Genomic DNA, 12,809 nt, shown 5'->3' with positions numbered 1-12,809 from the left:
GAGCTGACACAATCCAAATCAGGAAGTTTCCCGCACCCGCCGCACCTGCACCAACAACGCCGGAGCAAAATGCAGCAGCACCATCCGCGCCAAATGATGGGTCAGAATAAACACCACATTCAGCCCTCCCGCGAACGCGACGATTGCAATCGTTTCGATCGCCCCCGGCATATACGCCAGCCACAGCGACAGCGGATCACTGTCCAACAACCGCGCCGCCACTTCAGCAAATGCCGCCGCCACCACGATCATCAACCCGACCGAGACCAGCGCCGTGCGGCCATGCAGGCCCAATTCCCTGACGCCCAAACCCTGAAACCGCGAGCCGATGCGTACACCCAGAATCAGTGAAGCCAGATTCAAACTCCAATCCGGCATGTGGAAGCTGTGCAGCCATCCTGCTTTGACAAAAACCGCCGTGATGATGATCGCCGTGAGCATAAACGGCGCCGGTACGCCGATCACCAGCAGCAAGCGTCCAAGCACGACACTCAAGCCGATCACCGCAAACACGGTCAGTGCCATCCCGGTCGTCAACGGAGCGCTTTCAATCACCGCCACCGATGCCTGTCCCGGAATCAAAAAACTCACCAACACGGTGATCAGCAACAGCCGCATCAAGTGCACGATGATGACTTTGCTTGAGGCCTTTTCCGACTCCAGCAAATCGAAAACCGCTGCCAATGCGCCCGGGTATACCGCCAACAATGCATCAGTGCGATTCCACCCTGCCCCGCGCGTCAGCCACAGCGCAGCCAACGTAATCTGCACGATCAAGCACAGCAGCAATACGCCAAGGCCGGGCAACATGGCCGATGCCGTCGCGCTGTCCCACGCTTCGAACATCAGCCCCGTGGCGATGCCCAGCGCCACCTGTATGTAGCCCAGGCCATAAGGCGTCACGGGGGCGAAACCTGATTTAGTGGCGACCAATGCAGTGACAAGAATCGAGCCCAACAGCAAACCGTGAGGCACGCCGAGGGACTGCAACACCGCGCCAAACCCGGCGGCGATCAACAAACAGAGAATGGATTTCATAGATGCCTTCCTGGCAATTAAGCTCCTACAGGGGGATTGCGTAGTTTTATGAGCGCAACCGGCCAATCGCGCGCCGATACTTCTCGATCCGCTCCAGATCCTCCCAACTCGGCGAGGCAATCCGCGACAGGTCGCTGTTCTCTTCCAGATCAGCCAGTTTCACCACCCGGCCGATCGGGTTCTGCGCGGCGCGTTCGACGAAATCCTCGTAGGACTCGCCGGGCACTTTGGTCACCGATTCGATGGCGCTAAGCACGCCTTCGCTGAAACCTTCCTTGCGCAGATCATCGAGACTGATTTCGCAATCCTCGACCACATCGTGCAGCACCGCGACGATGCGTTCTTCCAGCGTGGTCATGCGCAGCATGACTTTCAGCGGATGCAAAATGTACGGCGCCCCACCCTTGTCCACCTGCCCGGCGTGTGCGGTGGCGGCGATGGCAATGGCGCGTTCGAGTGTTTGAGTCATGAGCATCTCCGTTGGCGCGAGGCGGGAGAGTCGTTGCGACTGCTGATTTCAATCATGGGCAATTTCCACTCCTTGGGCGCGTCGAATGTTTCCGATTGTTTCGCAGTCTACGCGAACCGCGCAAATGAAAAACCCGATTGAACCTCCGTCATCTACGCCCTCTCGAAACCCTATAGCGCCAACTGAATGCTCAGAACCGGCGCCATTGAAGAGGAAACACCGATGAACATTCGATTCCTGCTTCTGGTCGCCACCTTCAGCGTCATTCCCACCTGCGTCATGGCCGAAGGCTGCGACGTCCAGACCCGCTCATCCAGCTCCGCCGTGCCGACAGTATCCGGGCACAGTTGCTACGAATACGAAGGCACGCCCGTCAACGCCATCGACTGGTCGTGCAGCAACGAAAGCAAAGACATGGTCAACGCGGTCAAGAAAAAGGTCCAGCAATGCGACGACCACTACCAGGCCACTTGCATCGCCACCCTCACTCAGGAATCCCTCGCCAACCCACACTCCACGAGCAAGGACAAAAACGCCAAGGCGTTGAACATACCGGATGGTGCGCAGGTGACCACGTATTACTACGGCGCGGAGGATTTGGGGCAGGCGAAGATTGATTGTGAAAGTGGTGGGGGGAATTGGAAGGCGAAGTAGTGTTTGTGGCCCGAGCACCAAACAAAAGCCATGCCTTGAGATCGACCGAATTGGAGTCTGAAAAACGCGTAGGAAAACACCCCTTGTGGCGAAGGGATTCATACCCGATGGGTTGCGAAGCGGCCCCAAACCGGTGAGCTCATTTCTCCAGACACGCCGCACGCCACGGAATGCGACAACTGCGTCGTCGAGCGGGAGCAAGCTCCCTCGCCACAGGGGTGGGTCTGCGTCCTACAGGTCGGTTGTGGCTTTCGAAATTGCTACCTAGAGTGGGGCAGTTGCTGACCGCAGTCAGCGAGGGTTTCGCAGCCCTGAAGAGATATGACTAACACCGTCTAACGACAATTCTGGCAAAATTCGCCGGCATTACGTTTTATGGCGGTTGTGTGCGGGAGACTTTCGAGTCTGCCGGGTCTTAGTCTTTCTCCTCGGTCTGCGAACCCGCTCACAACCGCCACCCATTTGTTTCGCAGCAGACAGGTGGCTCTTTTTTTCTGAGAGGGCTTTCCTAATGACGATTAAAAAACCGCTCCACCACTACGCCCACATGTCCCACCCCGCCACCGACCACCCCGTTCTCCTGATCGACGCCGATTCCCCACTACGCGAACTCCACGCCTGCCTCGCCGAACGCCTCAACGCCGTCCTCAAATACCTCGACCTCATCGCCTGCTCCAGCCTCCCCGACTACGCAGAACACGACATCAACACCGTCACCAACATCGCTAGGATAATGGTGCAGGACGTGAGTGACGTGTTTCGGGTAATTGAACAGCGAGGCTTTGAGACTACAACGTAACGGGATAAGTATGGAAAGTGGATGTCATTCCGCATCCACATTTCTTTAATAGCCACACTTCTTCACAATGAGAGATGGAAATAACGATAGCGATTTTCTAGCATCCGGATCAGCAACTGGACGTCAGCAATTCAGTGAGCCTTATGTTGCCGAACACCTAGTCAATCAAGATTCTGATTTCACTTTTAACCCCCTTCAACTAATGCAAGGAAGAAAAATTTCAGAGAGAGGACCCTTGAATGCCAACGTGACCGTACCAAAACCAAATGATGGTGAACGGCCTCGCTTAATATAAGCATAACAGCTATAAATTGTTATTGATACTGCATCGTAGCCGACTGAACACAACATACCTCACCTTAGAAAAAAACACGCTCGTTACAAAACAAAGATATAAATAAAAATAACTTTATAAAGGTGACAAATATGCCACCTTTACGAAGAAGCATTAAAAATCCGGAGCGAATACGACGACAACTTTCAAATCATCGGAATCCGATCGAAATTCTTTTCTTAAAGCAGCGGGATTTCTGATATGCCCGTCCGGATCGTATACAAAAAAGATAATTGTTTTGCACAATGGGTGCGAACGATATCTTGCAATATCAAGAATCAACTCATCACCCAGAGTTCGATCATCCATACTCGCCCGTGCCATCTTGACTTCTACAACCAATTCCTCATCTGAAATTAAGAAATCCACCCTTGATCCCCCGCCCATGACGCTCGGAGCCACATCCTCGGGTTTAACATCTGAGAAATACATTCTCAACAAGGCAAAAAGCAAATACTGAACGTCATATTCATCATTTACTAAAAGAGCCGGACGATTACGTTGACGCACTCTCAAGTCTTTCGCAAAACCATGAAATCTTTGAAACAGCAACTCGATTCGCTCTTCAACACTTACGCTTTGAGAAGCATTCTTACCTGATTCAAAAGCAAAGAAATTTTTTAACACATCCTCTTCAAACTCGATTTGAGCCGCAGGAGGCTTTAATAGAAGAAAATACCAACCGAACAACAAGATACACGCCTCAATCATCAAAAACAGAACCAAGTGCCCAAAATTTAAAACCACTCTATAACTACTTTCATACCTATATTTCTTACCCCCTCCAACCCTCTCCTCCGATGTGGGCACGAGCTTGAGATCAAATTTAACAACCACACCTTTAAAAGCTCCAACACCATGTAAATCATACCTTCCAAAATCAGCATCACTCAAAAAACCCTCATTGTAAGAAGCAAGTCTTTCAAATTGGCTCCCCGTGATCGACTGATAATCCTTCGAAGTCACCACACCAACAACTGCTGAATTAGTGACATCCACCTCTTCAAATATTGGATAAATCCAAAGCAGATACGCCATCAGCGTCAAAAAGAATGAAAAACACAAGGAACCTTTCGAGAAGCGATTGAGCCGCCTTGTATTAAGTATAATAGCTGGGATTGATCTATCTTCACTCACAAGCCCCAGTAAACCAGCAATTTTTCCAAACAAAGACTCACCTCAATTACAAATTCAGACCAGAGTTATCGACCCAACACGCAAACACGCACACACCAATCAATATATCTTTTGTCGACACTATCTAAAGAACAGCTGCATTCGTTTTTTCAAGCCCTGCAACACGAAAGATGCTATCAACGAAGAAACCTAAATCGCAAATTTTCGCGATCATCTTCATTTCCGCCCCGGATGATAGCACATAGACATTACTAAACTTATCACATGCAACGGAATGAGTTAATAAAAATAAATATAAAAAAACCGCATTCCTGCGGCTTTTTAAGCTGTTGAGGGAGTATGTGCTGCGAAAAATCAACGTCAAAAATTCGCCGGCGTATTCGCACTAATAATCTCAGCCTCGTCCGCCCCGATATTGCGAAACTTATGCGGCAATGTCGTCGGAAAGTAATACCCATCTCCGGCATTCAACACGCTCACCGAGCCATCCACGGTCAACTCAACCGTCCCGCGCGTCACCAACCCACACTCCTCACCTTCCGAGTGAACAATCGGCTCTTCCCCGGAACTTGCGCCAGGTGCGTATTGCTCGCGCAGCAAGCGCATCTGGCGGCTTGGTACCGAGGCGCCGATCAGCAGCAGGCGCAAACCATGGCGGCCGAGGTCGGGTTGTTCATTGGCGCGGAAGACGTATTGGTGTTCGCGCGGGGGTTGGTCGAAGGTGAAGAAGTCGGCCAGGGACATCGGTATGCCTTCGAGCAGCTTTTTCAGGGAGCTGACGGAGGGGCTGACGCGATTCTGTTCGATCAGGGAGATGGTGGCATTGGTCACGCCGCTACGCCGGGCCAGCTCGCGCTGGGAGAGTTTGTAGCTTTCGCGTACTAGTTTGAGTCGAGAACCCGTATCCATGACAGCCTTATGTGAGCAGTACTTAAGGGCAATGGGGGTGGGTGGCGGGTGCCGCGCGAGGGGCGCGGATCACGTTGCTCCCGTGTCCCGGAACCGTGAAAGGCGGCTATTAAATCACGTTTGCCGGTGTTGCTCAGCAGGTTCGATGGACGGTGGGGTAAAAGTCCTTCTTGCCATGGTAATGCAATCCTGTAGGCCTTCGCCTGCTCGCGACTCGGTGGCACATTCACCATTATTTTTGACTGGATGGCCGCCTTCGCGAGCAAGCTCGCTCCCACAGGAATTGGTGTTGTTCTGTAGGAGTGATGGCGCCTTTACAGGCCTCATCGCGAGCAGGCTCACTCCTACATTTGGATCTTTGGTGTTTCAGTCGGATTGATGTTGCATGTACTGGCAGGTAAAAAACCGGCGGGGTCTTGGGCCGCCGCCGGGGAGGTAACTTAAATGCCGAAGCGGTCGCGCAGCGAATAGTAGACGGCGCCGAGGGCGGTGAGCGGTGCGGAGAAGGTGCGGCCGCCGAGCATTGGCATGTGTGGCAGCGATGCGAAAGCATCGAAACGTTCGGCGTCGCCACGGATCATTTCCGAGATCAGCTTGCCGGCGAGGTGCGAGCAGGTGACGCCGTGGCCGCTGTAGCCTTGCATGTAGTAGGCGTTCTTTTCGATGCGACCGAATTGCGGCATGCGTGACATGGTCAGCAGGAAGTTGCCGGTCCAGCGGTAGTCGATCTTGACGTCTTTGAGCTGCGGGAAGGTCTTGAGGATCTTCGGGCGGATCAGTTGTTCGATGTCGTCCGGCTCCCGCGCGCCGTAGACCACGCCGCCGCCGTAGAGCAGACGGTTGTCGGCAGTCAGACGGTAGTAGTCCAGCAGGTAGTTGCAGTCTTCGACGCAGTAGTTGTTGGTGATCAGGCTGCGCGCCTGTTTCTCGGTCAACGGTTCGGTGACGACGATCTGCGAGCCGCACGGCATGCTTTTCGCGGTCACGCGGTTGTCGAGACCTTGCGGCAGATAAGCGTTTCCGGCGATCAGCAAGTACTTGGCGCGGACCTGGCCTTTGGCGGTGCGCACGACGTTGGGCTCGCCGTATTTGATTTCCACAGCAGCGGACTGCTCGTAGATTTTGCCGCCCAAACGCGTAATCGCCGCAGCTTCACCGAGGGCCAGGTTCAGCGGGTGAACGTGGCCGCCCTGCATGTCGAGCAGGCCGCCGACGTATGCATCGGAGCCGACTTCACGACGAATCTCAGCCGCGTCGAGCATCTTCAGATTGCGGTTGCCGTAACGTTCCCAGCCACGCTTCTGCTCAGCCAGACCGTTGAGTTGTTTCTTGTTCATCGCTGCGAAGATACCGCCCGGGCGGTAGTCGCATTGGATGTCGTATTCCTTGATGCGCGAACGGATGATATCGGCGCCTTCGAAGATCATGCTGCCGAGGATTTCTGCGGTCTTGTCGCCGTAGCGTTCTTCGATCACGTCGACGTCGCGACTGTACGAGTTGACCAGTTGACCACCGTTGCGACCGCTGGCGCCGTAGCCGACTTTCGCCGCTTCCAGCACCGTCACTTTATAGCCGGCTTCGGTGAGGAACAGCGCCGAGGACAGGCCGGTGTAACCGGCGCCGATGATGCAGACGTCGCACTCGACCGACTCTTCCAGAACCGGAAAGTCGATGACTTCATTGCGGGTGGCGGCGTAGTAGCTGTTTACGTGTTGCTGTTTCATACGTTTCTCCGAGGGCCGCCAATAAACGGCGACCACCGCTGTAATAGAGTCAGAGCTTGATCCAGGTCGCTTTCAGCTCGGTGTACTTGTCGAACGCGTGCAGCGATTTGTCGCGACCGTTGCCCGACTGTTTGAAGCCACCGAACGGTGCGGTCATGTCGCCGCCGTCGTACTGGTTGACCCAGACGCTGCCGGCACGCAGGCCACGGGCGAAGGTGTGCGCCTTGCTGAGGTTGCTGGTCCATACACCGGCGGCGAGGCCGAAGATGCTGTCGTTGGCGATCTGCAGCGCTTCTTCAGCGGTGTCGAAGGTGATCAGCGACAGCACCGGGCCGAAGATTTCTTCCTGGGCGATGGTCATCGCGTTGGTCACGCCGTCGAACAGCGCCGGTTGCACATACAGGCCGCCGGTTTCTTCGAGGGTGCGTTGGCCGCCGGCGATCAGTTCGGCGCCCTGCTCGCGACCGATGCTGATGTAGCGCAGCACGTTGTCGAGTTGACGCTGATCGACCACGGCACCGACGGTGGTGGCTGGATCGAGTGAATGACCCGGCTTCCACACTTGCAGCGCTTCCACCAACAGCGGAATGAATTGCTCGCGGATCGAACGCTCGACCAGCAAGCGCGAACCCGCAGTGCAGACTTCGCCCTGGTTGAAGGCAATGGCGCCGGCCGCTGCTTGTGCTGCCGCGCGCAAGTCCGGAGCGTCGGCAAACACCACGTTCGGGCTCTTGCCCCCTGCTTCGAGCCAGACGCGTTTCATGTTGCTTTGGCCTGCATAAATCATCAGTTGCTTGGCGATCGCCGTGGAGCCAGTGAAGGCCAGCACGTCGACGTCCATGTGCAACGCCAACGCTTTGCCGACGGTGTGGCCGAAGCCTGGCAGCACGTTGAACACGCCTTTCGGAATGCCGGCATCCAGCGCAAGTTGAGCGATGCGGATTGCAGTCAGCGGCGATTTTTCCGAAGGTTTCAGAATAAACGAATTGCCCGCCGCCAGTGCTGGAGCGAATTTCCAGCTGGCCATGATCAACGGGAAGTTCCACGGCACGATGGCCGCGACCACGCCGGAAGGCTCGCGAGTGACGAGGCCGAGTTGATCATGCGGTGTGGCGGCGACTTCGTCGTAGATCTTGTCGATGGCTTCGGCGCTCCAGCGGATCGCGTTGGCGGTCGCCGGGATATCGATGCTCATCGAATCGCTGATCGGTTTACCCATGTCGAGGGTTTCCAGCAGCGCCAGTTCTTCCTGGTTCTGCAGGATCAGATCGGCGAAGCGAATCAGGATGCGTTTGCGCTCGGCCGGGGCTTTTTTCGCCCACACGCCAGATTCAAAAGACTGGCGCGCGACTTCAACGGCGAGGTTGGCGTCGGCTTCATCGGTGCTGGCCACGGAGGCGAGGAAACGGCCGTCGACGGGGCTCAGGCATTCGAAGGTATCGCCACTGATGGCCGGGCGGTATTCACCGTTGATGAATGCGCGGGCTTCGATGGTCAGGGACTGGAAGCGTTGTTCCCAGTCGTTGCGGGTCGTTGTCATTGTTGTGGCTCGACAAGGGGGGAATTGGGGGTGTTGTCTGGCTGCGATGTCTGGCTTGAGATGGCTGCCCTCACCCTAGCCCTCTCCCAGGGGTAGAGGGGACCGATTGGGGGATGCTCAGAATCTCCGCCGACCTGAAAAATCTTTGCCGAATCCATAATCGGCTGGATCGTTCAGGTTGCCGGATATCTCAAGACAACCCGGTCAGTCCCCTCTCCCTCCGGGAGAGGGTTAGGGTGAGGGGCTCTTCAGCTTTTGAGGGCCTCAGCCAATCACACCGTATGCAGATACCAGTTGTACTCAAGGTCAGAAATCGAGTTCTCGAACTCGGCCAGCTCGCTCTCCTTACACGCGACAAACACGTCGATGTACATCGGGTCGATATAGCGGGCCATGACTTCGCTGTCGTCCAGCTCGCGCAGTGCGTCGCGCAGGTTGTTCGGCAGGCTCTGTTCATTCTGCTCGTAGCTGTTGCCTTCAACCGGAGCGCCCGGTTCGATCTGGTTGGTCAGACCGTGGTGAATACCGGCCAGCACCGAAGCCATCAACAGATACGGGTTGGCGTCGGCACCGGCAACACGGTGTTCGATGCGCACGGCGTCCGGCGAACCGGTCGGTACCCGCACGGCCACGGTGCGGTTGTCGATGCCCCAGCTCGGCGAGTTCGGTACGTAGAACTGCGCGCCGAAACGGCGGTACGAGTTGACGTTCGGGCAGAGGAACGCCATTTGCGCAGGCAGGGTCTCCAGCACACCGCCGATCGCGTGACGCAGTGCGGCGTTCTGCTCGGGATCCTCGCTGGCGAAGATGTTGTTGCCTTCTTTGTCCAGGATCGAAATGTGCACGTGCAGACCGTTGCCCGCCTGGCCCGGATACGGCTTGGCCATGAAGGTGGTGTCCATCTCGTGGTCGTAGGCGATGTTCTTCACCAGACGCTTGAGCAGGACGGCGTAGTCGCACGCCTTGATCGGGTCGGAGACGTGATGCAGGTTGACTTCGAACTGCGCCGGGGCGCTTTCCTTGACGATCGCGTCAGCCGGGATGCCCTGCTCTTTCGCGCCTTCGAGGATGTCTTGCAGGCAATCGACGTATTCGTCGAGATCGTCGATCAGATAGACCTGAGTCGACACCGGACGCTTGCCGGACACCGGCGAACGTGGCGATTGCGGACGGCCGTTCACGTTGTCCTGATCGATCAGATAGAACTCGAGTTCGAACGCCGCGCAGATGGTCAGACCGAGGTCGTCGAATTTGCGCACGACGTTGGCCAGCACTTCACGCGGGTCAGCGAAGAACGGCTGGCCTTCGATTTCGTGCATGGTCATCAGAAGTTGTGCGGTTGGGCGCTTTTGCCACGGCTCGATGCTCAGGGTGCCGGGGATCGGGTAGCAGATGCGGTCAGCGTCGCCGATGTCCAGACCCAGGCCAGTGCTTTCCACCGTGGAGCCATTGATGTCGAGCGCGAAAAGCGAGGCCGGCAGGTTGATGCCTTTCTCGTAAACCTTATGAAGACTGGTGCGTTCGATGCGCTTGCCGCGCACCACACCGTTCATATCCGCAATCAGAAGGTCGACGTACAAAACCTCAGGATATTTCTTAAGGAATGCGTTTGCTTCGTTGAGTTGAACGGTACGCAGAGGGACCGACATGATGCACCTATTTAGCTGTTAATTATTATGTTCACTGCTGTTTCGCCGAGCCAGTCAACCCGAACGGCAAAGTGAAGTCAATAGCGAACAGATGACCGCTCAGGGTTTATTTTTCGGGCTTTTTTTAACACCTTCGCGCCAATACAGGCGCCGCAGCCCCGAGATTCATGAAGATTTGATGAACGGCGTTTAGAATTTTTTACATGGCAGTTGTTAATTAAAATCAACGAGGCTAAGCTCCGGAAAAGCTCGTTCAAGTGTCAAACTTCGAGGTGAATAAAAATGGCATTCAAGCCATTGATCGGCGTTACTGCGTGCGTCAAACAGATTGGCCTGCACCCCTATCACATCAGCGGCGACAAGTACGTACGTGCTGTCAGCGTTGGCGCTCAGGGGTTGCCAGTGGTCATTCCTTCCCTTGGCAACCTGACTGAAATCGAAGACCTGCTCGGTCAACTCGACGGTCTGCTGCTGACCGGCTCGCCTTCCAACGTGGAACCTTTCCACTATCAAGGCCCGGCCAGCGCTCCCGGCACGGATCACGATCCGGCGCGGGATGCCACCACCCTTCCTTTATTGCGTGCAGCCATTGCGGCGGGCGTTCCGGTGCTCGGCATTTGCCGTGGCTTCCAGGAAATGAACGTGGCATTCGGCGGCAGCCTGCATCAGAAGGTGCATGAGCTGCCGGGCATGCTCGATCACCGTGAAGCCGACAGCCCTGATGTGGCCGTGCAATACGCACCGGCCCATGCGGTGACGGTATTGGGCGGCGGCGTGTTCGAAGCGCTGGAGCTGCCGGGCGAGTTCCAGGTCAACTCGATTCACAGCCAGGGCATCGACCGCCTCGCCCCCGGCCTGCGGGCCGAAGCGGTGGCGCCGGACGGCTTGATCGAGGCGGTCTCGGTCGAGCACAGCCCGACTTTCGCCCTCGGCGTGCAATGGCACCCGGAATGGCAAGTGCTCGACAACCCGAACTACCTGAAGATTTTCCAGGCATTCGGCGCGGCTTGCCGACAACGGGCGGCGCGGCGCAATAAGCGCTGACACAACCAAGAATCCATAACGATTTACTGCCCCCACGGAAGTCGGGTGTGCCTGCGCGCATCCGTCATTCGTGAACAGCAACACCCGTAATAACAACAAGTACGACCCAGGCAGCCAGGACGGCGGCGCCGAACAAGCCGGATGGCAGGAGCAAGACCGTCAGATCAATACAAAACCCTGTGGGAGCGAGCTTGCTCGCGAAAGCGGTGTGTCAGGTAACAACGATGTCGGCTGACACGACGTCTTCGCGAGCAAGCTCGCTCCCACAAGGAGATGTGATCCGAGCGGGAATGCACCTGCAGGCTTGCAATCCACTTAAGCCCGGCCACATTGGCCGCGCGAACGAAACCTGTTGGGAGTTTCACATGGCAAACGCCTCCAGCACTTACAGGAAGGCACTTGAAGGTCATCAGCAACCGAAAAAGGTTCTGGTGAAAGTCGATCGTGTCACCAAGAAGTTCGACGAAACCGTGGCCGTGGACGATGTGTCCCTGGAGATCCATCAGGGCGAGATCTTCGCCCTGCTCGGTGGCTCCGGTTCGGGCAAATCGACCCTGCTGCGCATGCTCGCCGGTTTCGAGCGCCCGACCGAAGGGCGGATTCTGCTCGACGGCGTGGACATCACCGACATGCCGCCGTACGAGCGGCCGATCAACATGATGTTCCAGTCCTACGCGCTGTTCCCACACATGACCGTTGCGCAGAACATCGCCTTCGGCCTCAAGCAAGATCGTTTGCCGGCCAGCGAAATCGATGCCCGTGTCGATGAAATGCTGCGTCTGGTGCACATGACCCAATACGCCAAACGCCGCCCGCACCAGTTGTCCGGCGGCCAGCGCCAGCGCGTCGCCCTCGCCCGCTCGCTGGCCAAGCGTCCGAAGCTGTTGCTGCTCGACGAGCCAATGGGTGCGCTGGATAAAAAGCTGCGTTCGCAGATGCAACTGGAACTGGTGCAGATCATCGAACGCGTTGGCGTGACCTGCGTGATGGTGACTCACGACCAGGAAGAAGCCATGACCATGGCCGAGCGCATCGCGATCATGCACCTCGGCTGGATCGCGCAGATCGGCAGTCCGGTCGACATCTATGAAGCCCCGGTCAGCCGCATGGTCTGCGAATTCATCGGCAATGTGAACGCCTTCGACGGCACCGTGGTGGAAGACCTTGAAGGTCACGCGATCATCCACAGCCCGGACTTGCAGCAGAAGATCTACGTCGGTCACGGCGTCAGCACCTCGGTGCAGGACAAGTCGGTCACCTACGCGATCCGTCCGGAAAAAATGCTCGTCAGCACCACCCAACCGGAGTTCCGCTACAACTGGTCCGAAGGCAAGGTGCATGACATCGCCTACCTCGGCGGTCACTCGGTGTTCTACGTCGAATTGCCCGGCGGCAAAATCGTCCAGTCGTTCATGGCCAACGCCGAACGCCGTGGCGCGCGCCCGACCTGGGACGACAAAGTCTACGTCTGGTGGGAAGACGACAGCGGCGTGGTACTGCGCTCATGAAAAC

General features: G+C 56.4%; 11 protein-coding genes. 4 read left to right on the top strand and 7 right to left on the bottom strand.

Going from position 1 to position 12,809, the window contains the following annotated elements; all coding sequences use genetic code 11:
* Window positions 1-18: 18 nt before the first annotated feature.
* Together HUW52_RS13830 and HUW52_RS13825 are read right to left on the bottom strand one after the other, a co-directional pair.
* On the bottom strand, window positions 19-1,038 hold the full coding sequence (locus HUW52_RS13830; protein WP_175553949.1) for an AbrB family transcriptional regulator: 1,020 nt from the start codon (window positions 1,036-1,038) through the stop codon (window positions 19-21).
* Between the two features lie 46 nt (window positions 1,039-1,084).
* A complete protein-coding gene (locus HUW52_RS13825) occupies window positions 1,085-1,507 on the bottom strand; it encodes an HD domain-containing protein (protein WP_150605172.1) in 423 nt (140 codons plus the stop codon).
* A gap of 222 nt (window positions 1,508-1,729) precedes the next feature.
* On the opposite strand from HUW52_RS13825, the gene HUW52_RS13820 reads away from it, so the two are divergent.
* Both HUW52_RS13820 and HUW52_RS13815 read left to right on the top strand, forming a co-directional pair.
* Window positions 1,730-2,161, top strand: a complete 432-nt coding sequence (locus HUW52_RS13820; RefSeq protein WP_150605173.1) for a hypothetical protein — start codon at window positions 1,730-1,732, stop codon at window positions 2,159-2,161.
* Window positions 2,162-2,672: 511 nt separating this feature from the next.
* Window positions 2,673-2,960, top strand: a complete 288-nt coding sequence (locus HUW52_RS13815) for a fructose-bisphosphate aldolase (protein ID WP_175553948.1) — start codon at window positions 2,673-2,675, stop codon at window positions 2,958-2,960.
* 448 nt (window positions 2,961-3,408) lie between these two features.
* Here the strand turns inward: HUW52_RS13815 and HUW52_RS30170 are convergent, their stop codons facing one another.
* From HUW52_RS30170 to HUW52_RS13790, 5 genes are all read right to left on the bottom strand, one after another.
* A complete protein-coding gene (locus HUW52_RS30170; RefSeq protein ID WP_218586345.1) occupies window positions 3,409-4,464 on the bottom strand; it encodes a hypothetical protein in 1,056 nt (351 codons plus the stop codon).
* A gap of 327 nt (window positions 4,465-4,791) precedes the next feature.
* Window positions 4,792-5,340, bottom strand: coding sequence for a cupin domain-containing protein (locus tag HUW52_RS13805; protein ID WP_042558757.1), 549 nt, complete (start codon window positions 5,338-5,340; stop codon window positions 4,792-4,794).
* A gap of 440 nt (window positions 5,341-5,780) precedes the next feature.
* Window positions 5,781-7,064, bottom strand: a complete 1,284-nt coding sequence (locus tag HUW52_RS13800; RefSeq protein ID WP_016987688.1) for an FAD-binding oxidoreductase — start codon at window positions 7,062-7,064, stop codon at window positions 5,781-5,783.
* Window positions 7,065-7,113: 49 nt separating this feature from the next.
* Window positions 7,114-8,604 (bottom strand): aldehyde dehydrogenase, encoded by a 1,491-nt coding sequence (locus HUW52_RS13795; RefSeq protein ID WP_175553947.1) that lies wholly within the window; start codon window positions 8,602-8,604, stop codon window positions 7,114-7,116.
* A 272-nt stretch (window positions 8,605-8,876) separates the two neighbouring features.
* Window positions 8,877-10,253 carry a glutamine synthetase family protein gene (locus HUW52_RS13790; protein ID WP_064120847.1) on the bottom strand — a complete coding sequence of 459 codons (1,377 nt, stop codon included), beginning with the start codon at window positions 10,251-10,253 and terminating at the stop codon, window positions 8,877-8,879.
* Window positions 10,254-10,535: 282 nt separating this feature from the next.
* On the opposite strand from HUW52_RS13790, the gene HUW52_RS13785 reads away from it, so the two are divergent.
* Window positions 10,536-11,297 (top strand): gamma-glutamyl-gamma-aminobutyrate hydrolase family protein, encoded by a 762-nt coding sequence (locus tag HUW52_RS13785; RefSeq protein ID WP_016987687.1) that lies wholly within the window; start codon window positions 10,536-10,538, stop codon window positions 11,295-11,297.
* A 365-nt stretch (window positions 11,298-11,662) separates the two neighbouring features.
* Entirely contained in the window at window positions 11,663-12,805 is a 1,143-nt protein-coding gene (locus tag HUW52_RS13780; RefSeq protein ID WP_007919249.1) for an ABC transporter ATP-binding protein, read from the top strand.
* Window positions 12,806-12,809 lie beyond the last annotated feature (4 nt).

It is taken from the genome of Pseudomonas sp. 43A (genome assembly GCF_013363935.1).
GTDB classification, from domain to species: domain Bacteria; phylum Pseudomonadota; class Gammaproteobacteria; order Pseudomonadales; family Pseudomonadaceae; genus Aquipseudomonas; species Aquipseudomonas crudilactis.
Note: the sequence above shows the minus strand (reverse complement) of the source record. Positions and strands in the feature narration are given on the sequence as shown.

Coding starts and splice junctions, on each gene's coding strand:
- HUW52_RS13820 (WP_150605173.1), top strand. CDS start 1,730: ATGAACATTCGATTCCTGCTTCTGGTCGCCACCTTCAGCGTCATTCCC.
- HUW52_RS13800 (WP_016987688.1), bottom strand. CDS start 7,064: ATGAAACAGCAACACGTAAACAGCTACTACGCCGCCACCCGCAATGAA.
- HUW52_RS13830 (WP_175553949.1), bottom strand. CDS start 1,038: ATGAAATCCATTCTCTGTTTGTTGATCGCCGCCGGGTTTGGCGCGGTG.
- HUW52_RS13805 (WP_042558757.1), bottom strand. CDS start 5,340: ATGGATACGGGTTCTCGACTCAAACTAGTACGCGAAAGCTACAAACTC.
- HUW52_RS13780 (WP_007919249.1), top strand. CDS start 11,663: ATGGCAAACGCCTCCAGCACTTACAGGAAGGCACTTGAAGGTCATCAG.
- HUW52_RS13815 (WP_175553948.1), top strand. CDS start 2,673: ATGACGATTAAAAAACCGCTCCACCACTACGCCCACATGTCCCACCCC.
- HUW52_RS13790 (WP_064120847.1), bottom strand. CDS start 10,253: ATGTCGGTCCCTCTGCGTACCGTTCAACTCAACGAAGCAAACGCATTC.
- HUW52_RS13785 (WP_016987687.1), top strand. CDS start 10,536: ATGGCATTCAAGCCATTGATCGGCGTTACTGCGTGCGTCAAACAGATT.
- HUW52_RS13825 (WP_150605172.1), bottom strand. CDS start 1,507: ATGACTCAAACACTCGAACGCGCCATTGCCATCGCCGCCACCGCACAC.
- HUW52_RS13795 (WP_175553947.1), bottom strand. CDS start 8,604: ATGACAACGACCCGCAACGACTGGGAACAACGCTTCCAGTCCCTGACC.